We start from the raw sequence: 26,477 nt of genomic DNA, 5'->3' as shown, positions 1-26,477 counted from the left end.
GAAGAGGCCAGCACATTCAACATCTTCATTGACCGTGACGCCGCCTTCGCGAGCAAGCTCGCTCCCACAGAGGCTTGAGGGGCTATAGATTAAACTGTGGCAGCGAGCCCAGCCATCAGTCCGCCTGCACCGTGACCTGGCGCTGTTCGCCCAGGCCCTGGATTCCCAGGCGCATGGTCTGGCCCGGTCGCAGGAACACCGGGGCGGGCTTGATGCCCAAGCCGACGCCGGGCGGCGTGCCGGTGGAGATCACGTCCCCCGGTTGCAGGCTCATGCAGCGGCTCAGATAGGCAATCAGTTGCGGCACGCTGAAGATCAGCGTTCGGGTATTGCCGTTCTGATAGCGGTGTCCGTCAACCTCCAGCCACAGATCCAGCGTATGCGGGTCGGCGATTTCATCCCGGGTCACCAGCCAGGGGCCAAGTGGGCCGAAGGTGTCGAAGCCCTTGCCCTTGTCCCAGGTGCCGCCGCGCTCCAGTTGCCATTCGCGCTCGGACACATCGTTGATGACGCAGTAGCCGGCGACATGCTCCATGGCATTGGCTTCGTCGATGTAGCGCCCGCCTTTACCGATGACCACGCCCAACTCGACTTCCCAATCGGTCTTGAGCGAGCCGCGCGGGATCTGGATGTCATCGTTCGGCCCGCAGATGGCACTGGTCCATTTGTTGAAGATGATCGGCTCTTTCGGCACCTCCATGTTCGACTCGGCCGCATGGTCGGCGTAGTTCAGGCCGATGCAGATGAATTTGCCGACCTGGCCGACACAGGCACCGATGCGTGGCTGGCCGGCAACGAGCGGCAGGCTGCGCGGGTCGAGGGCGGCGAGCGCTGCCAGGCTGTCCGCGCCCAGGACCTGACCGGCGATGTCCGGCACATGGCCCGAGAGGTCGCGTAGCTGATTGTCGCGATCCAACAGCCCGGGTTTTTCCGAACCCTTTTCGCCGTAGCGCAATAGTTTCATGTCGTACTCCTGCTCAAGTGAAGACCGGGTTCAGAGGCTCATGCCACCGTCGATGACGTGAATGGCACCCGTGGTGTAGGCAGACGCATCGCTGCCCAGGTACACCGCCAACTGGGCGATCTCTTCAGTGCTGCCGATGCGCCCCATGGGCTGGCGGTCGAGGAATTGCCGGTAGACCTGCGCCTCATCGACGCCCTGTTGCACGGCCTGGTCGGCGATACGCTGGCGCAGCGAAGGCGAGTCCACGGTGCCCGGGCAGATCGCGTTGCAGCGGATGCCCTGGCTGACGAAGTCGACGGCGACAGTCTTGGTCAGGCCCACCACCGCCGCCTTGCTGGAGGCATAGGCGAAGCGATTGGGCACGCCCTTGACGCTGGAGGCCACCGACGACATGTTGATGATCGAGCCGCCGCCCCGGGCCAGCATGCCTGGCAGGAAGGCGCGGATCATGCGGTACATGGCCGTGACATTGAGGTCCATCGAGCGTGCCCAGGCCGCTTCGTCGCATTGCAGTATGTTGCCACTGTGCACGTAGCCTGCGCAGTTGAACAGCACGTCGAGCCCGCCGATGCGCTCGCAGGCGGCACTAATGGCAGCGGTCGAGGTGACATCCAAGGGCATGGCGGTGACCTCTTCGAGCCCCGCCAGGGCATGGATATCGATGTCCGTGGCGATCACCTCGGCCCCGGCCCGGGCGAAGGCAATGGCGCTGGCCAAGCCAATGCCCTGCCCCGCTGCCGTCACCAGCACGCGCTTGTTCTGCAGGTTCATGCGGTCTCCAGTTGCGCTGCCGTGGCGGCGTGCTTGGGGGTCCTGCCGAGCATCGAAGCGGGGATGGCCAGGATCAGCCCGCCGCTGACCAAAAGACACAAGGCCAGCACATAAGTGCCGTTGTTGATGTTGCCTGTGAGGGTTTCGGCCACGGCAGTGATCATCGAGCCGGTGAAGCCCGACAGGTTGCCGATGGCGTTGATCATGCCGATGCCGGCTGCCGCGGCGACCCCCGACAGCACGGTGCCTGGCAGGGTCCAGAAAATCGGCATCAGGCTGAGGATCCCCGAAGCGGAGACGCTGAGAAAGAGCACGGACAACACCAGGTTGTCAGCGAAGAAGGCGCTGAGGATCAGGCCGACGCCGCCAATGAACGCCGGGATCGCCGCATGCAAGCGCCGCTCACCGGTGCGGTTGGAGTGTCGGGCGTTGAGCAGCATCGCCACCACCGCCACCGAATACGGGATGGCGGTGAGCAAACCGATGTGCAAGCTGTTGGTGATGCCGGTGCTCTTGATGATCGAAGGCATCCAGAACGCCAGGCCGTAGAAACCGGTGTTGAAGGTCAGCAGGATCAATACCAGCAACCACACCCGCGGGTTGAAGAACACTTCGCTCAAGCGCGTGGCCTTGCCCTGGTTGTCGGTTTGCAGATTGGCCTTGAGCAGGGCTTTTTCCGCGACCGTCAGCCATTTGGCTTTGTCAATGTTATCGGCCAGGCAGACGATCACCACGAACGCCATGATGATCGACGGGATGCCTTCGATGAGCAGCATCCATTGCCAGCCAGACAGGCCATGCACCCCTTGCATGCTGTTCATCAGCCAGCCGGAGAGTATGCCGCCCAGGGTCAGGCTCACGGGCAGCGCCAGCAGGAACCCGGACATCACCCGGCTCTGGCGGTGGGTCGGAAACCAGTAGTTGAGGTAGAGGATCACGCCCGGGAAAAAGCCCGCTTCGCAGATGCCCAACAGGAAGCGCAGCACATAGAACATCGTGCTCGATTCGATGTGGAAGAAAGCCGCCAGCGGCACGGTGTAGGCCACGGCCATGGAGATCACCGCCCAACTGAGCATGATCCGGGCGATCCAGAACCGTGCGCCAAAGCGATGCAGCAACAGGTTGCTGGGCACTTCAAAGAGGAAATAGCCCCAGAAAAACATACTGGCGCCCAAGGCATACACCGTGTTGCTGAATTGCAGCTCGTTGAGCATGTCGAGCTTGGCGAACCCGATGTTCACCCGATCGAGGTACGCCGCCATGTAGCACAACAGCAACACGGGCAGGATCCGCCAGATCACCTTGCGGTAGGTCCGGTCTTCGAAATCCGGTTCGCAAGCGGCCTGGGCGGGCAACGGCTCGGAGATGGTTTGCATGAGGTAACCCCTGATTGTTTTTATTGGGTCACGTCGAATGAGTGACTCATCCGGCGGTTGAACGAGGACTCTACTGTCGGGGATCGATTCTTCCCAATGGCATTTTTGGATTAGTCGATAACGTATTGTTATCGAGGCTTGGGTTTGGCAAGCGGGACTGCTGCGTACTCGCCACAGGGTTCAGTGCAGGCTGATGCGCCGCCATCGCGAGCAAGCTCGCTCCCACAGGGACGGGAGTGTCGCGGATCTTTCAGTCAACACCAAACAACTGTGGGAGCGAGCTTGCTCGCGATGGCGGCGGCACACTTAACCGCTCAAACGGGCGTTGTCCTTGAGAATCTCGGCGAACTCCAGCGCCGCGCCTACCAGCGGTTCGTCCTTTCGCGTGAGGATGCCGTAGTCCTGCGGCACCAGGTGCAGCGGGGTATCGAGGGTCTTGAGCTGGCCGCTTTCAAGCAACGGATCGACCATGGCATTGGGCAGCATGCCGATCATGGGCCCGCGTTGCAGCACCTGGAGAAAGGTCTGCATGGAAATGGTGTCGATGGTATTGCGCGGCATCCCCACCCCGGCCTCGGCAAAGGCCAGTTCCATGCGCGCACGGATCGGCGTGCCAACCGGGTAGAGAATCCATGGCAGGTCCACCAGTTGCTGCAGGGAGGTCGGCCCGGCGTTCGCCAGGGGATGGCGGTCATTGACCACGATGCAGAACGGTTCCGGGGCCAGGGGTTGGAAGTCGTAGCGCTGTTGCTGGCTTTGCTCGGTAAACCGGGCCACTGCCAGGTCGAGTTTTTTCTCTTCAAGCATCTTCATCAAATGGTTGCTGGTCTGCTCCACCACCTCGATGGACAGCAAGGGCCAGCGTTGCTTGATCTGCAGGATCGCCTCGGGCAAAGCCACCGCCGTCGCGGCAAAGATACCGCCGACCTTGAGGTAGCCATGGCCGCCTTCGCGCAGGCTGCTGATTTGCTCGACGAACGAACGTGCATCGTTCAAGGCGATCTGCGCGTAACGCAGCACATGTTCGCCCAATGCGGTGGGCGGCATGCTCCGGGGGCGGCGCTCGAACAGGGCGAAGCCGAGCAGGCTTTCGATTTCCTTGAGCATCTTGCTCACGGCGGGCTGGCTGAGGTTCATCTGCTCGGCCGCCAGATGCATGTTGCAGGTGCGCCCCAAGGTATCGATCAACAGCAGATGGCGGAATTTGAGCCAGCCGCAGAAGCTGGAGAAAGACAGATCGGACATGGGCAACCCTCAACGATGCAATAACCGGACGTTATCAGATACTGAATATATCTCATTGGAGTTCATCAACCGCGCGCCCTAGCTTGAAAGTTTTACGAACCAGGAAGACTGCCCATGTCGCTGATGCTTACTCCCGAGAACACCCTGCCAGTGGATGGCGTCGCCGGTACCCTGATCGGTCGTGCCTGGGTGCCTGGCCGTGTCGCCGGGCCTTCACCCGTCGTGCTGCGCAGTGATGGGGTATTCGACCTGTCGGACCGTTTCGCGACCTTGAGCGATGTGCTGGAAACGTCCTCACCGTTGGCGGCGGTCAGGCAAACGCCCGGCACTTTCATCGCCAGCGTCGAAGCGCTGCTGGCCAACACCGGCCTTCATGCCGACCCGGCCAAGCCGTTTCTGTTGCCGCCGCTGGACTTGCAAGTGATCAAGGCCGCCGGCGTGACCTTCGCCGCCAGCATGATCGAGCGAGTAATCGAGGAACAGGCAGGCGGCGACGCGGCAAGGGCCGAGGCGGTACGCGCCACCGTGCACAACGTGATCGGCGATAACCTGCGGGCGATCGTGCCGGGTTCCGAACAAGCCATGCGCCTGAAAGCCTTGCTCATCGAACAGGGCATGTGGTCGCAGTACCTGGAAGTCGGCATCGGCCCGGATGCGGAGATCTTCACCAAAGCGCCGGTCCTGTCCGCCGTGGGCAGCGGCAGCCAAATTGGCATTCATCCGGTATCGCAATGGAACAACCCGGAACCGGAAGTGGTGCTGGCGGTAAACAGCCGTGGCCAGATCCACGGCGCCACCCTGGGCAACGACGTCAACCTGCGAGACATTGAAGGTCGCAGCGCGCTGTTGCTGAGCAAGGCCAAGGACAACAATGCGTCCTGCGCCATCGGGCCGTTCATTCGCCTGTTCGACGAACACTTCAGCCTGGATGACGTACGCGCCTGCGTGGTCGACCTCCAGGTACAAGGCGAAGATGGTTACCGCCTGCACGGTTCGAGCTCCATGAGCCAGATCAGCCGTGACCCGCAGGACCTGGCAAGCCAGACACTCAACGCCAACCACCAATATCCGGATGGTTTTGTGCTGTTTCTCGGTACCCTGTTCGCCCCCACCGAAGACCGCGACCATCCCGGCAGCGGTTTCACCCACAAGCGCGGGGACCGGGTCAGCATCAGCAGCCCATTGCTCGGCAGCCTGCATAATCAGGTGACCCACAGCTGCGACGCCGCCCCCTGGACCTTTGGCGTCAGCGCCTTGTTGCGCAACCTCGCCGCCCGTGGACTGCTGGGCCGCTGACGCTACGACCGTGACCGATTCATCCAATTACAAGAGAGACATGAATCATGAGTGACACGCCTAAACGCCGCCTGCGCAGCGAGCAATGGTTCAATGACCCGGCTCACGCGGACATGACCGCCCTGTATGTCGAGCGCTACATGAACTACGGCATGACCCGCGAAGAGCTGCAATCGGGACGCCCGATCATCGGCATCGCCCAGACCGGCAGCGACCTGACCCCCTGCAACCGTCATCACCTGGAACTGGCCCAACGGGTCAAGGCCGGCATCCGCGACGCCGGTGGCATCCCCATGGAATTCCCGGTGCACCCGATCGCCGAACAGTCGCGTCGGCCCACCGCTGCCCTGGACCGCAACCTGGCCTACCTGGGGCTGGTGGAAATCCTCCACGGCTACCCGTTGGACGGCGTGGTGCTCACCACCGGTTGCGACAAGACCACGCCCGCCTGCCTGATGGCGGCGGCGACCACCGACTTGCCCGCCATTGTCTTGTCCGGCGGGCCGATGCTCGACGGCCATCACAAGGGCGAGCTGATCGGCTCGGGCACCGTGCTCTGGCATGCGCGCAACCTAATGGCCGCCGGCGAGATCGATTACGAAGGCTTCATGGAAATGACCACCGCGGCATCGCCTTCGGTGGGTCACTGCAACACCATGGGCACCGCCCTGTCGATGAACGCCCTGGCCGAAGCCCTGGGCATGTCGCTGCCCGGTTGCGCGAGCATTCCGGCGCCCTATCGCGAGCGCGGGCAAATGGCCTATGCCACCGGCAAACGCATCTGTGAGTTGGTGCTGCAAGACATTCGTCCGTCACAGATCATGACCCGCCAGGCCTTCGAGAACGCCATCGCCGTCGCCTCGGCCCTGGGTGCTTCGAGTAACTGCCCGCCGCACCTGATCGCCATCGCCCGGCACATGGGCGTCGAACTGAGCCTGGATGACTGGCAACGGATTGGCGAGGACGTGCCGCTGCTGGTCAATTGCATGCCCGCTGGCAAGTACCTGGGTGAAGGTTTCCATCGGGCCGGCGGTGTGCCCTCGGTCATGCACGAACTGCAAAAAGCCGGGCGCCTGCACGAAGACTGCGCCACGGTCAGCGGCAGGACCATCGGCGAAATCGTCAGCGGCAGCCTGACCAGCAACGCCGATGTGATCTATCCCTTCGACACCCCGCTCAAGCACCGGGCCGGCTTCATCGTGCTCAGCGGCAATTTCTTCGACAGCGCGATCATGAAGATGTCGGTGGTGGGCGAAGCGTTTCGCAAGACCTACCTCTCCGAGCCCGGTGCCGAGAACAGTTTCGAAGCCCGGGCCATCGTGTTCGAAGGACCGGAGGATTACCACGCCCGCATCGACGATCCGGCGCTGGACATCGACGAGCGCTGCATCCTCGTCATTCGCGGTGTCGGCACCGTGGGCTACCCCGGCAGCGCCGAGGTGGTGAACATGGCCCCACCGGCCGCGCTGATCAAACAAGGCATCGACTCCCTGCCCTGCCTGGGCGACGGGCGCCAGAGCGGCACCTCGGCGAGCCCATCGATCCTGAACATGTCCCCTGAATCAGCCGTGGGCGGCGGCCTGGCATTGCTGCAAACCAACGACCGGCTGAAAGTGGACCTGAACACACGCACCGTGAACCTGCTGATCGACGACGAAGAAATGGCCCGGCGCCGACTCGAATGGACACCGAACATCCCACCGTCGCAAACACCCTGGCAGGAACTGTACCGGCAACTGGTCGGACAATTGTCCACTGGGGGCTGCCTGGAGCCTGCCACGTTGCATCTGCGCGTGATCGCCCGCAGTGGCGAGCCGCGTCATTCGCACTGAGTCCAAGGGGGCAATTGTTCACACACGTTGAATTCAGATGCCAATCCAGAAGGGTTTATTCAACGGGCTTAAAGGAGAAAGATGCGCGCCAGGGGCCATCGCCCCTGCCGAATCTTTCACACCCACGGAGTCGATCCATGCCATTTGCCAACTACAAATTTCCCGAAGGAATCCTGGACCACGCCCGCAAGGAAGAGATCATCCATCGCACCACGGAAATGTTCGTCGAATACTTCGGCGAAGGGGTCCGTCCATTCACCATGGTCCTGGTCGAAGAGGTGGCAGACGGTGGCTGGGGGCGTGCCGATGAAACGCTGACGCTGGCGAAGATGGGGCTGCCTGCCAAAGGCCAATAATGCTGTTCGCTTAAGGTTTGTCTGGCCACAGGTTCATCGTTTTTCTTGAGTGAATAGCCTTACCTTATAGAGAAGAGATCAGGAAAGAAGAGTGACAGGGGTGACCTTGTGCTTGAGCCACCCCTCGCCATGCCTCAGAAATCCACCGTAGCCGACAACTGCAGTGTGCGCGGCGAGCCTGGAGAGAAGGCACCGTACGAGGCGACACCCGACCAGTACTCGCGGTCAAAGACGTTCTGGACCGTGGCTCGGAAAGTCGTCGGTCGACCTTCGATCCTGGTGGCGTAACGAGCGCCGGCATCGAAGCGGGTCCAGGCATCCAGCTCCTGGGTGTTGGCCTGGTTCACGTATTGGCTGCTGGTGTAGATCGCGCCGCTGGTGAGGGTAAAGCCTTCCACCCACGGGGTATCCCATTCAGCCCACAGGTTGGCTTGTACGTCTGGCACGCCCACCGGCTTATTGCCACGGTTGGCCGCTGTGGCGGAATCCGTCAGCTCACCATCGAGCAATGTCACGCCACCCATCAAGCGTGTGCCGGGGGCCACTTCGCCGAACACGCTCAGCTCCACGCCACGGTTGCGCTGTTCAGCCTGTACAGAGAAAACATTGTTCGCACCGATTTCGCCACTGGGCTTCTCGATCTGGAACAGCGCCAGGGTGGTCATGAACGTGCCGTGCTCGTACTTGACCCCAACCTCATGCTGTTTGGACTCATAAGGTGCAAACGTTTCGCCGGCATTGCTCGCATTGCCTGGCGCGACGTCACCTTTGCTCAGCCCCTCGACATAGTTGTAGTAGAGCGACACGTCCTCCCAGGGCTTGACCACCACGCCGACCATCGGGGTCGTTGCGCTGTCGTCATAACGGGAACTGACCGAGCCGCTGGCGTTGTAGTTGCGCGACTCGATATTTTGCCGACGCAGCCCCAGGGTCAGTTGCAGACGGTCATCCAGGACCGACAAGGTGTCGGTCAAGGCGAAGCCGGACAACTGCGACTCGGAGATCCGCAGCACCTTGGGCGCATTGATGGCCGGCTTGGGCACGTCCACCGGGTGATAGATGTTCGAGCGGACCTCCGGCCCGTTGTTGATCCCCCGGGACAGTTCATCCTGGTAGGTGGTCGCCATCAGCGTGGTCGTGTGGCTGACAGGGCCGGTGTCGAACACCCCACGACCCCCCACATCGGCTGTCGAACGGTCTACGTTGAATTTGTAATACCCCGGCGTGTTGCTGATATCGCCGGCGTTGTTGAGGATTCTTGGTACCTGGTCGGACATCCGCTTGACGTCCGAGCGACCACCACCGGCGTGGGCAAACACCGTGACCGCGTCCGTCAGGTCGTATTCGCCACCCAGCAAGGCCGACTGCTCCTTGGTGTCGGACCAACCCCATTTCTGTGACGCATTGGTGCGACCGTTGGGGGCCGATGGGATTTCAACGCCAGGCGCGACGGTGAAGGGTCGCGAGGCGCCGTCAAAGCTTTCTTTCTGACTGATGAAGTCGAGGTTCAAGCGCAGACGCTCGCCCCGATAATCCAGGGCGATAGCACCGATGTCGAGTTCGCGTTTCTGGTCGTCGATGGCCGTGTCGCCCCCCTCGAGGCTGCCGTTGAAGCGCACGCCGAACTGGTTTTCCGAGCCGAATCGACGGCTGACATCCAGGTGCCCGCCCACTTGGGAATCGGACGCGTAGCTGCCGGTAAAGCGCGTCAGGTCTTCGTCCAACGGACGCTTGGGAACGATATTGATCACCCCGCCCACCCCGCTGTTCGGAGAAATGCCGTACATCAGCGCACCCGGCCCCTTGAGCACTTCGACCCGTTCGGCGTAGTCGGTGAACACCCGATAGTTGGGTGCCACGCCGTATACACCGTCGTAGGCCAACTCGCCGAGGTTGCCCTCGCCGATGGGAAAACCACGGATGAAAAACGAATCGACAATGCCGCCCACCTGGCCCGTCGAACGCACCGAAGGGTCTCGTTGCAGGGCATCGGCCACGGTCACGGTTTGCAGGTCGGCCAGGGTCTTTTCGGTGTAGCTGGTCACGCTGAACGGCGTGTCCATCACGTCCTTGTTGCCCATCATCCCCAAGCGTGCACCGCGCGCCACCTGACCGCCGGCCAGCACGGGTGGCAGTGCGCCCGGATCGTTGTGGGTGCCGCTGATGGTGGTGGCGTCAAGGGTCAAGCCTTGCCCGTTGTCGTTGGAGACGTCCAGGGTTTTATCGGCGGCAGGCGCCTGCTCGGGAGTTGCCGCCCAGGCGGTGGCGCTTCCTGCGACCAGAATGAAACTCAGCGTGGCGCTACGAATCGCGAGGGATAACGCAGACTCACCACAAGGTCGACGTGCAACAGACATGGCTTAAGGATCCTTTTCAACGAGAGAAAATGGTAATCACTCCTATTGCCAGTCGACCTGCGAAAAAGTATCACCTCCCGGGGATTATTTTTTCAGAGTGCGCCGGGCCCTCAGGTGGTCACCCGCCCAGTGGTCGCGATCTACCTGATATACGGCATCGGCCTTGAAGCCCATCAGCAAAACACCATGGTGATGTTTGCCCCCGATGGCAAAGCGCGTAGCCTGCTGATCCGCGATTTCGGCTACGCGCGTCCCTGCTGGAGGAACGCGGGTACATCTTGCAACCTCATGTGCAGCCGGGCATCTTGCCGACCGTGTTCATGGAAGATATCGAGCCGATGCGCATGTGCGTGCTCGACGCGGTGTTCCTCACCCACCTGCACAAGATCGCCTTGTGGCCGACCCGATCGTTGTTGCGCATGCACCTGCTGCAGTACTCCAACTATCGTTTACAGCACACGCTGACCCACCCGCTTGCGAGCGTTTAACCACCGAGGCTGAGTCATGTCCCACGCAGGTGCCATCCAGGGTTCGAACGTCAGAATCCTGATTTGCCTTCTATTCGCGATCCAGCTCATCTCCATGGGTGCGATGGAAATGAGCGGGCCGTTCTGGCCGGTCCATCTGCGCGGGCTGACGTCCTCGGAGACGGTCTTCAGCTTCGCCAGCATCGCCGTGTATGTCGGGCCGATGCTGGGCATCATTCTGACCAGTGCCTTCTGGGGCCGTATCGGTGATCGCTACGGTCATAAGTTGATGATGATCCGCGCCCTGGCGGGCCTGTCATTGACTCAGCTCGGGCTGGCGCTGTGCAGCGACATCTGGATCATCCTGGTGCTGCGGTTCCTGCAGGGCGCCTTTGCCGGGTACATCGCCCCGGCCCAGGCCTATGGCGTCAGCATCGAAGCCCCCTCGCGACGGGCGCGGCTGTTCGCGATCCTGCAAATATCCACCAACGTCGGCTCATTGCTCGGCGCGGTGGTCGGGGGCCTGATCCTCGACTACGCCACCTTCTTCTGGATCAACATCATCGCCTCGGCCTTGTGCGCGGTATGCACGGTGGTGGCCACCGTGACCTTGCCGGACGTGCCACCGGTGAAAAAACCCGCAGTCAGCCAGGCCCCGACGACCGCGAGCCGTACCGGCAGCGTCTGGCAAGGATCGCCATTGCTGTCGTTGCTGTGGGTCATGGGCATCCTGCTGTTGGCCCGGATGCTGCCACAGACCTCATTCTCCTTGTATGTGAGCTCGGTATTCGACGTCAGCAACTCGGTGGTCGGCCTGTGCTACGGCTTGCTGGCGCTGGGTTTCATCCTCTCGGCCACGGCCTGGTCGCGCTACTTCGAGCACCGTACCCAGCAGGACACCTTGCACCGCATCATCTACGTCGTGCTCGGTTGCATCGCCCTGACCGCCCTGGCGGGGGTTACGCGCAATGCCATCGTCTTTGTCGTCGTCTACTTCATCTGGGGGGTGCTGCTGGGGGCTACCACGCCGGTGCTGATGGCGTTGATCTCGAAATCCGCCGACAGCGCGCGACAAGGCCAGGTGCTGGGCATAGCCCAAGGCACTGCGCAATTCGCCTCGATCGCGGGCATCTCGGCCGGTGGGTTGCTCAGTCAGGTCTATGGCTTGCAGTACACCTACCTGTTCGTTTGCCTGGCCTATGTGTTGGCCCTGATCCCCATCGTCGCCTTGCGGTACTGGCCCGCGAGCCTGCAAGCCAGCCCCGCCCCGCCCGGGGACTGATCAAGGAGTTTCCCTTGGACCCTGCATGCCGCTTGCGCCGCAGGCAAGTTGTCCTTTAGCATTGGGAATACTTCTCAATTGCAAAAAAAACGCAGCCATGAGCGAAACCCTGCCCGCGAACAACGACCAGCATCTGCGCGTGATCGAAGACCTGTACGCCGGCCATCACGGCTGGCTGTACAACACGCTGAAGAAGAAGCTGGGCAACGCCATGGATGCGGCGGACCTGGCGCAAGACACCTTCACGCGCATTCTCGCCTCCCAAGTCACGGCCATTGACCAGCCCCGGGCCTACCTGAGCTGCGTGGCCAAGGGCATTCTCATCAATTGGTATCAGCGCAAGGCCCTGGAACGTGCCTACCTGGAGGCGCTCGCGCATTTGCCGGCCCAGGAAGTGCCGTCCCCTGAATTGCGCTTTCTGGTGCTGGAAACCCTGCACGAAATCGACGCCATGCTCGACACCCTCCCGGCGCCGGTCAAGCGGGCATTCCTGCTGTCGCAGATCGGCGGCCTGAAATACGACGACATCGCCCAACAGCTAAACGTCTCGCTGATCACGGTCAAGCGCTACATGAAGCAGGCATTCGTACAGTGCTTGATGCTGGTGGAATGAATGCTCACTCGTCGCCGTGAGCCGCCGCTCGACCCCAAGGTCCTCGAAGAAGCCGCCGAGTGGCTGATGCGCTTGAGCGAAAGCGACCTCAGTGACACCGAGCGCGTCGAATGGGAATGTTGGCGGGCCAGCAGCCCCGAGCGCGGTCGGGCCTGGTCTCGTGCGCAATTGCTGCAAAGCAAGCTCGGCGGCTTGCCACGCGCGTTGGCGATGTCGGCGCTGGATCGCCCAAGCAGCCCCGAACGGCGCGCGGCCCTCGGCAAACTGGCGTTGCTGCTGGCAGCGGTGCCTGTCGGTTGGGGCAGTTGGAAACTGGCGCAATCGCAGCAATGGTCCGCCGACTACCGCACCGCCATCGGCGAGCGCCGCGAGTTGACCCTGGCCGACGGCTCTCACCTCACCCTCAATACCAGCACAGCCATCGACGTGCTGTTCGACACCCGACAGCGGCTCCTCCATGTGCGCGAAGGGGAAGTCCTGGTGCAGACCGCGCCGGATGCCTTGCCACAGGCCCGACCGTTCCTGGTCAGCACCCGCGAAGGCCGGATGCAGGCCCTGGGTACGCGGTTCATCGTGCGCCAACTGCCATCGCGCACCCATCTGGCGGTACTCGAAGGCGCGGTGCGGATTGAGTTGACCGAGGCTCGCCAGGCCGCGCCGCTCATCGTCAACGCCGGACAGCGCACCGACTTCTCCTCCCAGGCCTTCGGCCCGTTGACCCCGACAGATCGCAACGCCAGCGCCTGGACCCAAGGCATGCTGATGGCAGACAGGATGCGCCTGGCGGATTTCGTCGCCGAACTGGCGCGCTATCGCCGAGGCTTCGTGCGTTGCGACCCGGCCATTGCCGAACTGCGGGTGTCCGGCGCGTTTCCCATCAGCGATACCCAGCGCACGCTCAACATGCTGGTGCAAACCTACCCGGTCCTGGTCACCGGTCATTTGAGCGGTTACTGGGTGACGCTCTCCCCAGCCTGACCCCACAAAAAATTATTTGCTGCTCGGGTGATACTTTTTTTGATCTCAACTGGCAAAGAAAGGAATAACCATTTCATCTCGTCCATAGGGTCATCCATCCATGCTCGTTGCACGGCCCCTGCGTCCGGATCGTCCGTCCAAGCCCGTCATGCGCAGTGTGCTGTTGAGCCTTGCGTTGAGCGGGGTCACCGGGCCGTTCGCCTTCGCCGCCGCGCCCGCGCAACTGGAAACCGTCGCCCCCCGCGCCTATGACATCGCCCCGGGGCCGCTCGGCCCTGCCCTGTCGCGCTTTGCGGTGACCGCCGGCATTGCCTTGTCGTTCCAGCCCTTGATCACTGAGGGCCTGGTCAGCCCGGGACTTTCCGGCACGTATCCGGCAGCGCAAGCACTCACCCATCTGCTGGCCGACAGCGGCGTGGAGATGGTTGCCCGCGACGATGGCAGCTACACACTGGTGCTGCGCCGGGTGACCTTGCCGCAGATCAGCGTCGACGCCGCCGGCAGACGCAGCACCGACCTGCCACCTACCGACGCCAACGGCCAGGTCGCCCGCGGCGCACGCCTCGGCCTGCTGGGCAACGCCGATGTAATGGATGCACCGTTCAGCGTCAGCAGCTACACCTCGACGATGATCAGGGATCAACAGGCGACCACCGTGGGCGACTTGCTGGAACGCGACGCTTCGGTGCGCTCCACTGGCCAGGCGGGCGGCATCGTCGACTCGTTCTTCATCCGCGGTTTTCCGCTGGGGGAAGGCAACCTCGGGGAGTTGGCTTTCGACGGTGTGTATGGCGTGGCGTCCAATTACCGGGTGTTCACCGATTACGCCGAGCGCATCGAACTGGTCAAGGGGCCCGCCGCGCTGCTGTATGGCATGTCGCCCAACAGCGCCGTGGGCGGCGTGATCAACGTGGTCCCCAAGCGCGCCCTCGACGAGGACCTGACCCGATTCAGCAGCCGCTACGCCACGGACTCACAACTGGGCGGCCACCTCGACGTCAGTCGGCGCTTTGGCGAAGAACGCCGGTTCGGGATCAGGCTCAACGGTAGCCTGCAGCAGGGTGACACGGCCATCGACAAGCAGTCCCGAGACGTCGGTACCGGCGCCATGGCCCTGGATTACCAAGGTGATAGCTTGCGCATGACCCTCGACCTGATCAGCCAGGATGAAAAGTTCGACGCCGCCTCACGCCCTTTTCTGATCGCCCCTGGCGTGCAAATTCCCTCCGCCGCCAACGGCCGCACCAGTGTCAGCCAGGACTGGGGACGCTCCCGGGCCAGGGATAAGTCGGCGTTGTTGAGTGGCGAGTACGACGTCAACGACCAGCTGACCCTGTTTGCCCACGCCGGCGGCGGAAAATCCGAGGTCGAGCGCATGTCCGACCAGACCCCGACCATCATCAACGCCGCCGGCGACACGTCATCGGTTCCCGGTTATTACAAATTCAACGTCCAGCGCTACACCGTAGACGCCGGCGCGCGCCTGGGCTTCGACACCGGGCCGGTCAGCCACCGCGCGGTGCTGCAAGTCAGCCGTTATCGCGATGAATTGTCCCGGGGCATTGTTTCCGGCCCCGCCATCCTCTCGAACATCTATCACCCGGTCGACCGGCCCAGGCCCAACCTCGCCGAACCTCACACGCCAAAAGTCTCCGAAAGCGAACTGTCGGGCGTCGCCTTGGCCGACACCTTGTCGGTGCTCGATGAGCGCCTGCAAGTCACCCTCGGGTTGCGCCGGCAAAACATCCAGTCGGACAACTACAACACCACCGTCGCCACCCCGTCCTACGATAAAAGCAAGACCACACCCCTGCTCGGTATCGTCGCCAAGCCCTGGGACCATGTCGCGCTGTACTACAACTACATCGAAGGCCTGAGCAAGGGCGACATCGCGCCGTCTGCCGCCACGAACGCCGAAGAGGTTTTTTCACCCTACATCTCCCGCCAGCAGGAGATCGGGGTCAAGGTCGACTACGAACGTTTCATGGCCACGCTGGCGCTGTTCCAGATCAAGAAACCCAGCGGTGAATTGTCGTCCGGGGTGTTTTCGGTCCAGGCCCAGCAACGCAACCGTGGCGTGGAACTGAACCTGTCCGGCGAGATTGCCCGGGGCACGCGCCTGCTCGGTGGCGTGACGCTACTCGACGGGGAACTGACCCGCACCAGCGTCACCGCCAACCGCGGTAATACACCGGTGGGCGTGCCCAAGGTCCAGGCCAACCTCTGGGCCGAGTGGGACACCCCGGGCATCGACGGGCTGACACTGACCAGCGGTGCGATCTACACCGCCAGCCAGTACGTCGACCAGGCCAACACCCAGGAACTGGATGCCTGGACCCGCTTCGATGTCGGTGCCCGCTATGCCACGCGCATTGCCGAACGCCCCACGACATTTCGCGCCACGGTGCAAAACGTCTTTGACCGCGCCTATTGGTCGGGGGTCGCGTCCTATGGCGCGTTCTCCCAAGGCGCACCGCGCACGCTGTTGTTATCCGCCACCGTTGATTTCTGAAACCTGCGGGCCGGGGCGGCGACTGGCGCCGTTGTCCGGTCCGGCTTTTGTAAAGGCCTGAACCATGGTTACCGTTTTTCGCCGCCCTCACACCCTCGCCGCCCTGCTGTTCGCCGGGCTGCTCGGTGTGTCGTTTCTTTCGCTGACGCCCCGCAACGCCCTGGCCGCCGAGGCGGACCCTGCCCTGGGCAGCGTGACCGACCTGCTCGGGCGCCAGGTCAAGGTCCATCTCCCGGTCAGGCGGGTGATCCTCGGCGAAGGCCGCCAGTTGTACCTGGTGGCGGCGCTGGACACGCAAAATCCCATCGAACGCATCGTCGGCTGGCGCAAGGACCTGATCCAGTCAGACCCGGACACCTACGGCGCCTATCTGCGCAAATTTCCCGACATTGCCAAGATCCCGACCTTCGGCGGGTTCGAGGACGGCACCTTTGACATCGAACAGGCCATCACCCAGCGTCCGGATGTGATCATCCTCAATATCGAAGCCCAGCACGCCACCGAGGATGCGCGCTACATCGAGAAGCTCGACGCCTTGGGCATCCCGGTGGTCTACGTCGACTTTCGCAACAACCCGATGCAGAACACCGAGCCGACCATGCGCCTGTTCGGCCAACTGTTCGGCAAGCAAGCCCGTGCCGAAGCCTTCATCGATTTTCGCAACCAACAGATTCGACGGGTCACCGACGTCATTGAAGCGCGCCACCCTGCCCGGCCAAAGGTCTTCATCGAACGCATCGGCGGCTACACCGATGATTGCTGCCTGAGCTTCGGCAACGAGAACTTCGGCCTGTTCGTCGAAATGGCCGGTGGCGACAACATCGCCAAAGGCATCATCCCCACCACGTTCGGCCAGTTGAATGCCGAGCAAGTGGTGGTCGCCAACCCGGCACAGGTGGTGATCACCAGCGCCAACTGGGAAGCCTTTGCACCCGGTGGCCATTGGGTCGGCGTCGGCCCCGGGGCGGACATGGCCCAAGCCAGGAAAAAACTGGCGTGGTACACCCAGCGACCGGCCTACGCCGGCATCAAGGCCCAGGACGACCAGGCGTTCCACGCCATTTGGCATCAGTTCTACAACAGTCCCTATCAGTTCGTGGCCATCCAGCAATTGGCCAAGTGGTTTCACCCGACGTTGTTCGCCGACCTGGACCCGGACGCCTCGTTCCGCCAATTGCACGAGCAGTTCCTGCCGGTCCCTTATGAGCCGGGTTATGCCGTCAGCCTGGGCCAGACCGAGGACCAGCCATGACGTCGTTGAACGAAACCCTGGTCATGCAGCGTGACACCTACCGGCGCCTGGTGCTGCGCAAGCGGCTTATTCTCGGGGGGCTCACGCTGTTGCTGATCTGCAGCGTCCTGCTCGACCTGGCACTCGGACCGGCACGCTACAGCCTCGACGAAGTGCTCGGCGCGCTGTTTTCACCGGACAGCGCATCGCCCCAGGTCCGCGTGGTGATGTGGGACATCCGACTGCCCGTGGCGCTGATGGCCGTTGCGGTCGGCGCCGCGTTGTCGCTGGCCGGCGCGCAGATGCAGACGATCCTCAACAACCCGCTGGCCAGCCCGTTCACCCTGGGCATTTCCGCCGCCGCCAGTTTCGGTGCGGCCATGGGGCTGGCGTTTGGCGTGGCCTTGTTCCCGCTGGCGGCGCAGTACATGGTGCCGGTGAACGCGTTCATCATGGCCATGCTGTCGGCATTGCTGATCCACTTCCTGAGCCTGCGCCGCGGTGTCACCGCCGAGACCATCGTGCTGCTTGGCATCGCCCTGGTGTTCACCTTCAACGCGTTGCTGGCGCTGGTGCAATTCTTCGCCACCGAACAAGCCGTGGCCGCCGTGGTGTTCTGGACGATGGGCAGCCTGACCAAAGCCACCTGGCCCAAGCTCGGAGTGATCTGTCTGGTGATCCTGGTCACCCTGCCGATTTTCGCCCGGCGCGCCTGGGCCTTGACCGCGCTGCGGCTGGGGGACGACAAGGCCGCGAGTTTCGGCATCAACGTGCGCAGCCTGCGCTTTCAGACGCTGATCATGGTCAGCCTGCTCGCCTCGTTCCCGGTGGCGTTCGTCGGCACGATCGGCTTCATCGGCCTGGTCGGCCCGCACATCGCGCGGATGCTGATCGGCGAAGACCAACGGTTCTTCCTGCCTGCGTCCTTGTTGACCGGCGCACTGATTCTGTCCGCCAGTTCGGTGATCAGCAAAACCCTGATTCCTGGGGCCATTTTCCCCATCGGCGTGGTGACGTCGCTGATCGGCGTGCCCTTCTTCATCTCCTTGATTCTCGGTGGGAAGAAAAACTCATGGTAACGATTCGGCTGGAGAATCTCGGGGCCCGCTATGGCCAGCGCCTGGTCATTCACGGCGTGACCACGGCAGCTTTTGTCGGTGGCCAGGTGGTGGCGGTAGTCGGCCCCAACGCGGCGGGCAAATCCACTTTGTTCAAGCGCATGGCCGGGTTGATCGACGGCCCCGGACAGGTGGTCCTGGAGGACTCGAAAAAGGGACCGCAGGGCATCAGCTACATGCCCCAGGGCTTGAACGCCAGCGCCCGGTTGACGGTATACGAGTCGGTGCTGCTGGCGCGCAAGCAGCTCACGCCGGGCTGGGTCGTCCATGATGATGAACTGAAGCGGGTGGACGACATTCTCGCCGCGCTGGGCATCACTGAGTTGTCGTTCCGTAATCTCGGAGAGCTCAGCGGCGGACAGCAGCAACTGGTGTCGATCGCCCAGACCCTGGTGCGCGAACCGGAAATCCTGTTGATGGATGAACCGACCAGCGCCCTGGACATGCATCGACAAGTCCAGGTGCTGAATTTCATGCGGGCCCTGGCGCGCCAACGCCAGGTCATTGTGTTCATCGCCATCCATGACCTGAACCAGGCGCTGCGCTTTGCCGACCAAGTGCTGGTCATCGCCGACAGCACCGCCCAGGGCAGCGGCCCAAGCGCCGAGGTGATCACCGAGTCGATGCTGCGCCAAGTCTACAAGGTCGAAGCGCGGATCGAGCGGTGCAGCCGGGGCGAGCGCCACATCCTGATCGACGATATCGTTTGAGCGAACATCCGGGCCTTGCACCAAAGGCCCAGGACTTACCTGGATAACCAGGCCAACGATCTCGTTCACGTTACGATTGATGTCCTCGGACACCGCGCTCTGCTCTTCGGCTGCGCAGGCGTCGAGGTCAAGCTTTCGACAAATAACCGTAAGTATGCGGTAAGGGAAAACGCTCAACGATAGGCGCGCATTTCATCCTGTCCCGTTGGAGCACCCCATGCATTTGCTGCGCTTAGCCGTTTCAACAATCCCGAGCCTGATCATACTCACTGCGACCACATCAGCGCTGGCCGCCCAGGCCACCGAACCTGAAACCGCCGAACCGTCTTCGTCCTGGGGGCTGGGGTTCGGCGCAATCAGCAGCCAGCAGCCCTATACCGGCATCGATCGCGACAACAAGGCGATACCGCTGATCTACTTTGAGAACCAATACCTGCAGGTGTTCGGCCCCAACGCCGAGGTCAAGCTGTCGCAGGTCGAGATCAACGACACCCAGCACATCGATTTCAGCCTCGTGGGCCAGTACGATTTCAGTGGCTATGATGTCGATGACTCGCGGGTTTTCGATGGCATGAGTGACCGTAAAAGCAGCTTCTGGGCCGGAGCGAAAGTGCAGTGGCACACCGATTGGGTAGACATGCACACCGAGTGGCTGGCGGATGTATCGGGCAACAGCAAGGGACAGCGCTTCAACCTGGGCCTGGAGCGAACCTGGCGGCTCGACGACCACATCACCCTCACGCCCCACGTGACGGCGATGTGGCAGGACAAGAAATACGTCGATTATTATTTTGGCGTGCGCGACAGTGAAGCCCGCATCGATCGCGCGGCCTATGATGGCGAGTCTGCCCTCAATACCGAATTTGGCGTCCGGGGAAACTACATGTTCGATAAGCACCACTCTGTGTTCCTCGATATCAAGGCAACCCGCTTCGCCAATGAGATCAAGGACAGCCCGCTGGTAGATCGTTCTACCGAAAACAACGCGTTGTTCGGCTACCTGTACCGCTTCTGATGAGCCGCATTCTGTTGGTCGAGGACCACGAACGCTTGGCCCAACTGGTCAGCACGGGATTGATGAACGCCGGGATCGCCGTCGATGTGATCAACCGCATGGACGGTGCATGGGCGGCCATCCAGCGGGTGCCCTACCAGGCGCTGATTCTCGATCGCGGCTTGCCGGACGGCGACGGGCTTGTCTTGTTGAAGCGCCTGCGTAGCGCCGGGCTTGGCCTACCGTGCCTGGTGCTCACGGCACGGGATGCCCTGCATGATCGGGTACAGGGGCTCGATGCCGGTGCCGATGACTATCTGCCCAAGCCGTTTGCCATGGATGAAATGGTTGCCCGGGTGCGGGCTTTGCTGCGGCGCCCCGTGGACTGTCGCCCTCTGGCGCCCAGCCACGGAGACCTGAGCCTGCAACCCGATACCGGCACTATGTGTTGTGCGAATGAAAGCATTACCCTGGCGCCGGCGGAAATGCAGATCATGCTGCTGCTGTTGCGCAAGCCTGGGGAAGTCGTCCGCCGCCCCAGCATAGAGGCGGCGGGCTGGGGCTTGAGCGAGGCGGTCACGCCGAATGCCCTGGATGTGGCCCTGCACCGTATCCGCCGCAAGCTGCTTGCCATCGGCTCCCGCCAACGCATTGTCAACCTGCGAGGTCTCGGTTATGCGCTCCGCCAGGTCGACGTGGTTGAGTAGCCTCAGGTTCAAGGTGCTGCTGGCCTATATTGCCGGCGTGGCACTGAGCATTCTGTTGATCGTGTCGGCGGTGTTGGCCCTGGTCAGCTCACAGAGCGACATCCTGTCGGTCATGAACATGGCCGAACGCACCCAGGAACTGGCGGAGAAACTCCAGTTCGATGCTGGCGGGCGCCCGGTCGGACTCGACCCCAGCGAGGCGGATCGAATCTGGACCTTTGACAGCATGGGACAGGAAATCGGCTACCGTGTGCTGGATGCCTCGGCAAGCGTGGCCCTGGCGTCCACCGACGCGACCTTCTGGCCGGCGAGTGCCTCGCTACGCCCTTTGGAGCATGAACCGTTCAAGTTCGAGCGCCAGGGCATCCTGATGTACGGTGCCACCGCGCCAATCGAACACGACGGCCAGACCTGGTTCCTGCAGCTTGCCGTCAGCGAACGGTTGATGGACCTCTTTCACGGGGCCTTCGCGCTGCCCTTCATGGGGGCCGGCATCGCCCTGTTCAGCCTGGTACTGCTCTTCGTCTTTGGCGCCTGCGCCTATGTCATCCTGGGTTATACGCTCAAGCCCTTGCGCGAAGTGTCCGAGTCGGCCGCGGCCATCTCGCCTCGCTCGCTGCATTCGCGCTTGCAGGTCAGCAGCGTCCCGTCCGAAATCGTGCCACTGGTGGACAGTTTCAATCGGGTCCTCCAGCGCCTGGAAAATGGCTACCGGATCCAGCAGGAATTTCTGGCCACGGCGGCGCACGAGCTGAAGACACCGCTGGCGCTGATACGCGCGCAGATCGAATTGATGGCAGACAGTCCCGATCGCAACGCGCTCCTCAACGACGTGGCCCACATGACCCGCCAAGCCCAGCAACTGCTGCTGTTGACCGAAACCAGTGAGGCCCAGAACTATAGGTTTGCCGCGGTCGAACTGGCCGATGTCGCGAGGGAGGCCACCGACTATTTGCAGCGCATGGCCGAAGCCGTCGAGGTGCGCCTGGTACTGGCCGAGGATTGCACGGGCGTTGCCCCCTGGCAGGCTGATCGCAGCGCCCTCTTCACCTTGCTGAAAAACCTGCTGGAGAACGCCCTCCAACACGCCCCTCGAGGCACGGAGGTGCGAGTGGACATCGGCAGGGATCACCTGAGCGTGCGCGATTGGGGCCCCGGGGTTGATCGGGAGCAACTGCCCCAACTGTTCGTGCGCTTCTGGCGCGGCCCCCATCGCCGCGACCATGGCGCCGGCCTGGGCCTGACGATCTGCCAGGAAATCGCCCAGGCCCATGGCTGGACGCTTTCAGCCACGAGAGCGGAACCAGGCTTGCTGCTTCAGTTGTCTCGACGGGAACACGCCAGCGACCCCGCACGGGCTTGAACAGCACGGGGTCGAACCGAGGTGTACCCGACCTCAGGCGACTCCGCCGTCGGGCACCGCAAGGGGGTCGGTCTGGGACACGCGGCTTGGTCTGAAGGTCTCCGGCATCGCCAACAACAGGCCGAATGCCAGCGCGGCAATCACCGCCAGGGTCAGGAACGCCGCGCTGTAGCCAGCCCCTTGCACCACGAAGCCGGCCAGGCTGTTGCTCAACGCAGCACCGAGCCCGAACACCGTCGACAACACCCCGAGGCTGACGTTGAAGCGCCCGGTGCCTTGGGTCAGGTCCTTGACCACCAGGGGAAACAGCGCGCCAAACAGCCCGGCACCGATACCGTCCAGCAGTTGCACCGCCACCAACCAGTAGGGGTCGTCCGAGAGCACGTACAACACACCGCGGATGGGCAGGATCAGGAAGCCGGCCAACAGCAACGGCTTGCGGCCCCAGGCATCGGCCTTGACGCCCACCAGCCACGCCATGGGCACCATGACCAGTTGCGCCGCAACGATACAAGCCGACGTCAACGGCGTGGCCAGGTGCACATTGGCCTGGGCGAGCTTCTGGCTGACCAGCGGGAGCATCGCCGCGTTTGCCAGGTGGAACAGCCCGCAGCAAATGACGAACAACAGCAGCGTACGGTTATCCAGCAGGACCCGCAGCGTCGAGGGTACAGGGCCGTGAACCAACTGCCCCGCCTCCAGGCCCCGGGCCACGTCATGGTCGATGGCCTCGGCGGACACGCAACCGACCGCCACGATGCTGGCCAACGCCATGGCGGCCATCAGGTAGAACACCGCGATGGGACCGAACAACCAGGCGAACCCACCCGCCAGCAGCGCGGCGCAGGCATTGCCCGCGTGATTGAATGTTTCGTTGCGCCCCGTGCGCCGTGTAAAGGCCTTGGCGCCGGTAATGCCCAGGGAAATCGCCGCGATAGCCGGCGCAAAGACTGACGCTGCCACGGCGCCGATGGCCTGGGTCAATGCCACCAGGCCAAAGGACGACGTGAACGGCAGTATCAGGCAACCCAGCGTCACCACCAAGGCGGCCACGGCCACCACGGCACGCTTGCTGCGCACCCGGTCGATCAGCGCGCCGGCGGGCGCCTGGGCGACGAGCCCGGCCATGGCCGCGACCGTCATCACCACGCCAATGCTGGCCGGGTCCCAGTGATGCACCGCCAGCAGGTAGATCGCCAGGTAAGGCCCCAAACCATCGCGCACATCCGCGAGGAAAAAATTCAGGCCATCCAGGGAAAGGTTGTTGCGTCGCTCTCGGTTTCGATCCACAGCGGCCTCGACGGGCATTGCCCCAAAGAAAATTGACGCAATGATGTCGCAAAGAATCGAACCGGGCCACCGTGATGAGCGCGGGGCCACTGAGAAAACCGTGGCGAGGGAGCTTGCTCCCGCTGGGTCGCGAAGCGACCCCAAAACCTGCCGAACGCGTAACACACCGCACCCGCCGGTTCACGACTGCTTCGCAGCCGAGCGGGAGCAAGCTCCCTCGCCACAGGTCCATCGTTGTTTCTTAGATGAACTGCATGCCCTACCAAAGAGCGATGTCGTAGGTAAAGTAGATCCGGTTGCTGTCACGGCCACGGGAAAAGTCCGAGCGATAGACGTAGTTTCGCAACCTCACCCCCAGCCCCTTGAACGTCCCCTGCTGCACCACATAGGCGATCTCTGCGTCACGTTCCCACTCTTTGACCGTGGTGTTGGACTTACCGTCGTTACCGCTCAGATAGCGGGTGGAGAACGTCAGGCCGGGCACACCGAGGCGAGCGAAGTCGTAGCCGTAACCAAGCATCCAGGTCTTCTCGTCTTCCTCGATGAACTTGCCGATCCCGACGTTGCTGAAGGAGTACACCGTGGCGCCGCTGATGTAAGGCAGGCCCGCCTCGCCGCTGAGGGTCTGGTAACCGGCGCTCAGTGTGTGGCCGACCACGGCGTAGGACAGCGACCCGCTGAGCATGTCGTTGTCGATCTTGCCGCCGTAGGCCGACCCCGAATCGACGCTGTTGAAGTAGCGCAGGTCGCTGGTCAATACCCCGGCGCCCAGGGGCAGATCATGCTGGATGCCCACAAAGTTCTGTCGATAGAAATTCTCCAGCTCGCCGTAGAAGTAACTCAGGCGGATCTGCTTGCCCAGCTTGTAGTCGGCACCGGCATAGCTGAAGTCACCGGACTTATCGCCGCCGTAGCCGTCCGGCACGATGGGCATGCTGTCGCTCGAATCCCGCAGCTTGAAACGCTCCAGATGCCCGCCGGTGACGGTGAGGTTGTCAATGTCATTGCTGCTTATCTGGGTGCCTTGGTAAGTCTGGGGCAACAGCCGCGCATCGTTGTAGACCAGCACCGGGGTCTTGGGCAGCAAGGTGCCGTATTTGAGCGTGGTCTTGGCCAACCGGGCCTTGGCGGTCATGCCCGCACAGGCGAACTCGTCGGCGGCGCGACCGTCGTCATGCACCGGCAGCAGGCCGGTGCCACTGCGGCCACGCCCGGAGTCGAGCTTGACCCCGAGCAGGCCCAGGGCATCGACCCCGAAGCCGAGGGTGCCCGGCGTAAAGCCTGACTGGTAATCCAGCAGGAAGCCCTGGGCCCATTCGGTGCGCTCACTCTTGGCGGTCCTTGCCGCCCGGGCGCTCATACCGTGCTCGTCGCGGAAATTTTCGTTGAAGTAGACGTTGCGCAATTGCAGCTTCAGCTTGCTGTCATCGATGAAACCTTCGGCGCTGGCCGTGGCCAGGGGCAACAGGCCAAGGATTGGAAACAAAGCCCCGCGGGTCAGCAAAATGGTCATGTCTGGCTACTCGTTGTTGTTATTGGACGCGCACGCCTGCGCACCCCCGCTTGCGGGGGCGTGCCAGGCAGGAAAACAAGGTTGTCGGGTGAATCAGGAAAACAGCGTCAGTGCCCCGGTCAGCAGGGCCAGCGCGGTAATCACCAGGGAGGTGAGCACCGCCCATTTGACGGTGGCTTTCTGGAAGTCGCCCAAGTCGCGGTCGACCATGCCCACCAGCAACAGGGTCGAGGCCACCAGCGGGCTCATCAGGTGTACCGGCTGGCCGAGAATGGAGGCCCGGGCAATTTCCACCGGAGCAATCCCGTAGGCAGCCGCGGCATTGGCCAGGATCGGCACGACACCGAAGTAGTAGGCATCGTTGGACAATACGAAGGTCAGCGGCATGCTGGTAATCGCCACCACCAGCGGGAACAGATGGCCCCAGGAAGGCGGAATCCAATCGACCAGGGTCTGTGCCAGGGCATCGACCATTTTCGTTCCGGAGAAGATCCCGGCGAAGATGCCCGCGGCAAACACCAGCAGGACCACGGTCATGGCGTTGCCCGAATGGGCGAGAATGCGTTCCTTCTGAATATCCAGTTGCGGATAGTTGATCATCAGCGCCAGGACGAAACCGATCAGGAACAGAATCGCCGAGTGCATGAGCCCCATCACCAGCGCGACCATCACCGCGACCACCAGCAGCAGGTTGACGTAGGCCAGTTTCGGACGCTTGTGTGGCGTGTCCTCGATGATCGCGTTGATGTAGCAGTCACCGCCACCGCTTTGCAGCTGGACGTTGCCGATACGCTTGCGCTCGGCACGGCCCAGCAGGAAGGCCGTGAACACCACCCACATCGCACCGCCGATCATGGTCGGCAGCAACGGCACGAAATACTCACCGGCATCCAGGCCCAGCGCTGCGATCGCACGGGTCGCCGGGCCGCCCCAAGGGGTCATGCCACTCATGATGCTCAAGGACAGCATGGAAATGGTCGCCAGGATCATCGGGTTCATGCCGATGCGCTTATACAGCGGCAGCATCGCGGCACAGGTGATCATGTAGGTCGTCGTGCCGTCACCGTCCAGTGCCACCAACAGCGACAGCAACGCGGTGCCCACGGCGATTTTCATCGGATCGCCATTGACCCGCTTGAGGATCTTGCGGATCAACGGGTCGAACAGACCGGCGTCGATCATCAGGCCGAAAAACAGGATCGCGAACAACAGCAGTGCCGCCGAGGGCGCGACCATTTTCAGGCCGTCCAGCATCATCTTGCCAGTAGTCCCGCCAAAGCCGCCGAGCACGGCAAAGACGATGGGCACTACCGTCAAGGCGACGATCGGGGACAACCGTTTGGTCATTATCAGGAAGGTGAAGACCACCACCATGGCCAAGCCAAGTAAAGCGAGCATATGTCAGATCTCTTGTTGTTATGAGTAGCTTGGCAGACACCCAGGCGCACGCCCTCCCACCCGCCAGGCTACACGCTCAAGTGTGCCTGGCGCAGAGGTATTAA

General features: G+C 62.6%; 22 protein-coding genes and 2 pseudogenes. 15 read left to right on the top strand and 9 right to left on the bottom strand.

Features of this window, described 5'->3' with window-relative positions; genetic code table 11:
• Positions 1 to 115 precede the first annotated feature (115 nt).
• The 4 genes from BLO80_RS01130 to BLO80_RS01115 form a co-directional block, all read right to left on the bottom strand.
• Complete coding sequence (locus tag BLO80_RS01130) at positions 116 to 964, bottom strand: ureidoglycolate lyase (RefSeq protein ID WP_092326210.1); 849 nt, start codon at positions 962 to 964, stop codon at positions 116 to 118.
• Positions 965 to 994: 30 nt separating this feature from the next.
• Entirely contained in the window at positions 995 to 1,735 is a 741-nt protein-coding gene (locus BLO80_RS01125; protein ID WP_092326209.1) for an SDR family oxidoreductase, read from the bottom strand.
• Positions 1,732 to 3,111: an MFS transporter gene (locus BLO80_RS01120; protein ID WP_092203592.1), complete on the bottom strand. Its 1,380-nt coding sequence runs from the start codon at positions 3,109 to 3,111 to the stop codon at positions 1,732 to 1,734. The genes BLO80_RS01125 and BLO80_RS01120 overlap by 4 nt, the downstream gene beginning before the upstream one ends.
• A gap of 306 nt (positions 3,112 to 3,417) precedes the next feature.
• Positions 3,418 to 4,356 carry a LysR family transcriptional regulator gene (locus BLO80_RS01115; protein WP_072404995.1) on the bottom strand — a complete coding sequence of 313 codons (939 nt, stop codon included), beginning with the start codon at positions 4,354 to 4,356 and terminating at the stop codon, positions 3,418 to 3,420.
• 114 nt (positions 4,357 to 4,470) lie between these two features.
• On the opposite strand from BLO80_RS01115, the gene BLO80_RS01110 reads away from it, so the two are divergent.
• The 3 genes from BLO80_RS01110 to BLO80_RS01100 all read left to right on the top strand — a co-directional run bounded on the left by BLO80_RS01110 (position 4,471) and on the right by BLO80_RS01100 (position 7,840).
• Positions 4,471 to 5,652, top strand: coding sequence for a fumarylacetoacetate hydrolase family protein (locus BLO80_RS01110; RefSeq protein WP_092326208.1), 1,182 nt, complete (start codon positions 4,471 to 4,473; stop codon positions 5,650 to 5,652).
• Positions 5,653 to 5,699: 47 nt separating this feature from the next.
• The gene (locus tag BLO80_RS01105; protein ID WP_092326207.1) at positions 5,700 to 7,484 is read left to right on the top strand and encodes an IlvD/Edd family dehydratase; all 1,785 of its coding nucleotides are present in this window, start codon (positions 5,700 to 5,702) and stop codon (positions 7,482 to 7,484) included.
• A gap of 137 nt (positions 7,485 to 7,621) precedes the next feature.
• On the top strand, positions 7,622 to 7,840 hold the full coding sequence (locus BLO80_RS01100; RefSeq protein ID WP_003200762.1) for a tautomerase family protein: 219 nt from the start codon (positions 7,622 to 7,624) through the stop codon (positions 7,838 to 7,840).
• 134 nt (positions 7,841 to 7,974) lie between these two features.
• On the opposite strand, the gene BLO80_RS01095 is transcribed toward BLO80_RS01100, so the two are convergent.
• Positions 7,975 to 10,197, bottom strand: a complete 2,223-nt coding sequence (locus BLO80_RS01095) for a TonB-dependent receptor (RefSeq protein ID WP_092326206.1) — start codon at positions 10,195 to 10,197, stop codon at positions 7,975 to 7,977.
• Positions 10,198 to 10,311: 114 nt separating this feature from the next.
• Here BLO80_RS01095 and BLO80_RS30120 point away from each other — a divergent pair.
• The 9 genes and pseudogenes from BLO80_RS30120 to BLO80_RS01055 form a co-directional block, all read left to right on the top strand.
• Positions 10,312 to 10,380, top strand: a pseudogene (locus tag BLO80_RS30120) (hypothetical protein); the annotation flags it as partial.
• 95 nt (positions 10,381 to 10,475) lie between these two features.
• Complete coding sequence (locus tag BLO80_RS30115) at positions 10,476 to 10,685, top strand: hypothetical protein (protein WP_256574094.1); 210 nt, start codon at positions 10,476 to 10,478, stop codon at positions 10,683 to 10,685.
• A 16-nt stretch (positions 10,686 to 10,701) separates the two neighbouring features.
• Positions 10,702 to 11,946, top strand: coding sequence for an MFS transporter (locus BLO80_RS01085; protein WP_092326205.1), 1,245 nt, complete (start codon positions 10,702 to 10,704; stop codon positions 11,944 to 11,946).
• 97 nt (positions 11,947 to 12,043) lie between these two features.
• On the top strand, positions 12,044 to 12,559 hold the full coding sequence (locus tag BLO80_RS01080; RefSeq protein ID WP_072405012.1) for a sigma-70 family RNA polymerase sigma factor: 516 nt from the start codon (positions 12,044 to 12,046) through the stop codon (positions 12,557 to 12,559).
• Positions 12,560 to 13,537 carry a FecR domain-containing protein gene (locus tag BLO80_RS01075; protein WP_092326204.1) on the top strand — a complete coding sequence of 326 codons (978 nt, stop codon included), beginning with the start codon at positions 12,560 to 12,562 and terminating at the stop codon, positions 13,535 to 13,537. It begins immediately after the preceding gene.
• A gap of 100 nt (positions 13,538 to 13,637) precedes the next feature.
• The gene (locus tag BLO80_RS01070; protein ID WP_092326203.1) at positions 13,638 to 16,049 is read left to right on the top strand and encodes a TonB-dependent receptor; all 2,412 of its coding nucleotides are present in this window, start codon (positions 13,638 to 13,640) and stop codon (positions 16,047 to 16,049) included.
• A 64-nt stretch (positions 16,050 to 16,113) separates the two neighbouring features.
• Positions 16,114 to 17,301 (top strand): ABC transporter substrate-binding protein, encoded by a 1,188-nt coding sequence (locus tag BLO80_RS01065; protein WP_092326202.1) that lies wholly within the window; start codon positions 16,114 to 16,116, stop codon positions 17,299 to 17,301.
• The gene (locus BLO80_RS01060; RefSeq protein ID WP_063321700.1) at positions 17,298 to 18,359 is read left to right on the top strand and encodes a FecCD family ABC transporter permease; all 1,062 of its coding nucleotides are present in this window, start codon (positions 17,298 to 17,300) and stop codon (positions 18,357 to 18,359) included. The genes BLO80_RS01065 and BLO80_RS01060 overlap by 4 nt, the downstream gene beginning before the upstream one ends.
• Positions 18,353 to 19,108, top strand: a complete 756-nt coding sequence (locus tag BLO80_RS01055) for an ABC transporter ATP-binding protein (protein ID WP_092165480.1) — start codon at positions 18,353 to 18,355, stop codon at positions 19,106 to 19,108. The genes BLO80_RS01060 and BLO80_RS01055 overlap by 7 nt, the downstream gene beginning before the upstream one ends.
• A 27-nt stretch (positions 19,109 to 19,135) precedes the next feature.
• Here the strand turns inward: BLO80_RS01055 and BLO80_RS30515 are convergent.
• Positions 19,136 to 19,228 (bottom strand): annotated as a pseudogene (locus BLO80_RS30515) (hypothetical protein); the annotation flags it as partial.
• 97 nt (positions 19,229 to 19,325) lie between these two features.
• Here BLO80_RS30515 and BLO80_RS01050 point away from each other — a divergent pair.
• The 3 genes from BLO80_RS01050 to BLO80_RS01040 are packed head-to-tail and all read left to right on the top strand — an operon-like array spanning position 19,326 to position 22,172.
• Positions 19,326 to 20,123: a MipA/OmpV family protein gene (locus BLO80_RS01050; protein WP_092326201.1), complete on the top strand. Its 798-nt coding sequence runs from the start codon at positions 19,326 to 19,328 to the stop codon at positions 20,121 to 20,123.
• The gene (locus BLO80_RS01045; protein ID WP_092326200.1) at positions 20,123 to 20,809 is read left to right on the top strand and encodes a response regulator transcription factor; all 687 of its coding nucleotides are present in this window, start codon (positions 20,123 to 20,125) and stop codon (positions 20,807 to 20,809) included. The genes BLO80_RS01050 and BLO80_RS01045 overlap by 1 nt, the downstream gene beginning before the upstream one ends.
• The gene (locus BLO80_RS01040) at positions 20,802 to 22,172 is read left to right on the top strand and encodes a sensor histidine kinase (RefSeq protein WP_256574053.1); all 1,371 of its coding nucleotides are present in this window, start codon (positions 20,802 to 20,804) and stop codon (positions 22,170 to 22,172) included. Before BLO80_RS01045 ends, BLO80_RS01040 begins: the two co-directional genes overlap by 8 nt.
• A gap of 33 nt (positions 22,173 to 22,205) precedes the next feature.
• Here the strand turns inward: BLO80_RS01040 and BLO80_RS01035 are convergent, their stop codons facing one another.
• The 3 genes from BLO80_RS01035 to BLO80_RS01025 form a co-directional block, all read right to left on the bottom strand.
• Positions 22,206 to 23,480: an MFS transporter gene (locus BLO80_RS01035; RefSeq protein ID WP_371914557.1), complete on the bottom strand. Its 1,275-nt coding sequence runs from the start codon at positions 23,478 to 23,480 to the stop codon at positions 22,206 to 22,208.
• A 241-nt stretch (positions 23,481 to 23,721) separates the two neighbouring features.
• Entirely contained in the window at positions 23,722 to 24,975 is a 1,254-nt protein-coding gene (locus BLO80_RS01030; RefSeq protein ID WP_092326198.1) for an OprD family porin, read from the bottom strand.
• 93 nt (positions 24,976 to 25,068) lie between these two features.
• Positions 25,069 to 26,373, bottom strand: coding sequence for a CitMHS family transporter (locus tag BLO80_RS01025; protein WP_092326196.1), 1,305 nt, complete (start codon positions 26,371 to 26,373; stop codon positions 25,069 to 25,071).
• Positions 26,374 to 26,477: the final 104 nt, after the last annotated feature.

Origin of the sequence: Pseudomonas sp. NFACC56-3, from assembly GCF_900100025.1 — a bacterium.
Taxonomy (GTDB): Bacteria; Pseudomonadota; Gammaproteobacteria; order Pseudomonadales; family Pseudomonadaceae; genus Aquipseudomonas; species Aquipseudomonas fluorescens_AA.
The sequence above is the reverse complement of the archived record's forward strand: the minus strand, read 5'-3'. Positions and strand labels throughout refer to the sequence as shown.

Coding starts and splice junctions, on each gene's coding strand:
- BLO80_RS01130 (WP_092326210.1), bottom strand. CDS start 964: ATGAAACTATTGCGCTACGGCGAAAAGGGTTCGGAAAAACCCGGGCTG.
- BLO80_RS01125 (WP_092326209.1), bottom strand. CDS start 1,735: ATGAACCTGCAGAACAAGCGCGTGCTGGTGACGGCAGCGGGGCAGGGC.
- BLO80_RS01120 (WP_092203592.1), bottom strand. CDS start 3,111: ATGCAAACCATCTCCGAGCCGTTGCCCGCCCAGGCCGCTTGCGAACCG.
- BLO80_RS01115 (WP_072404995.1), bottom strand. CDS start 4,356: ATGTCCGATCTGTCTTTCTCCAGCTTCTGCGGCTGGCTCAAATTCCGC.
- BLO80_RS01110 (WP_092326208.1), top strand. CDS start 4,471: ATGTCGCTGATGCTTACTCCCGAGAACACCCTGCCAGTGGATGGCGTC.
- BLO80_RS01105 (WP_092326207.1), top strand. CDS start 5,700: ATGAGTGACACGCCTAAACGCCGCCTGCGCAGCGAGCAATGGTTCAAT.
- BLO80_RS01100 (WP_003200762.1), top strand. CDS start 7,622: ATGCCATTTGCCAACTACAAATTTCCCGAAGGAATCCTGGACCACGCC.
- BLO80_RS01095 (WP_092326206.1), bottom strand. CDS start 10,197: ATGTCTGTTGCACGTCGACCTTGTGGTGAGTCTGCGTTATCCCTCGCG.
- BLO80_RS01085 (WP_092326205.1), top strand. CDS start 10,702: ATGTCCCACGCAGGTGCCATCCAGGGTTCGAACGTCAGAATCCTGATT.
- BLO80_RS01080 (WP_072405012.1), top strand. CDS start 12,044: ATGAGCGAAACCCTGCCCGCGAACAACGACCAGCATCTGCGCGTGATC.
- BLO80_RS01075 (WP_092326204.1), top strand. CDS start 12,560: ATGCTCACTCGTCGCCGTGAGCCGCCGCTCGACCCCAAGGTCCTCGAA.
- BLO80_RS01070 (WP_092326203.1), top strand. CDS start 13,638: ATGCTCGTTGCACGGCCCCTGCGTCCGGATCGTCCGTCCAAGCCCGTC.
- BLO80_RS01065 (WP_092326202.1), top strand. CDS start 16,114: ATGGTTACCGTTTTTCGCCGCCCTCACACCCTCGCCGCCCTGCTGTTC.
- BLO80_RS01060 (WP_063321700.1), top strand. CDS start 17,298: ATGACGTCGTTGAACGAAACCCTGGTCATGCAGCGTGACACCTACCGG.
- BLO80_RS01055 (WP_092165480.1), top strand. CDS start 18,353: ATGGTAACGATTCGGCTGGAGAATCTCGGGGCCCGCTATGGCCAGCGC.
- BLO80_RS01050 (WP_092326201.1), top strand. CDS start 19,326: ATGCATTTGCTGCGCTTAGCCGTTTCAACAATCCCGAGCCTGATCATA.
- BLO80_RS01045 (WP_092326200.1), top strand. CDS start 20,123: ATGAGCCGCATTCTGTTGGTCGAGGACCACGAACGCTTGGCCCAACTG.
- BLO80_RS01035 (WP_371914557.1), bottom strand. CDS start 23,480: ATGCCCGTCGAGGCCGCTGTGGATCGAAACCGAGAGCGACGCAACAAC.
- BLO80_RS01030 (WP_092326198.1), bottom strand. CDS start 24,975: ATGACCATTTTGCTGACCCGCGGGGCTTTGTTTCCAATCCTTGGCCTG.
- BLO80_RS01025 (WP_092326196.1), bottom strand. CDS start 26,373: ATGCTCGCTTTACTTGGCTTGGCCATGGTGGTGGTCTTCACCTTCCTG.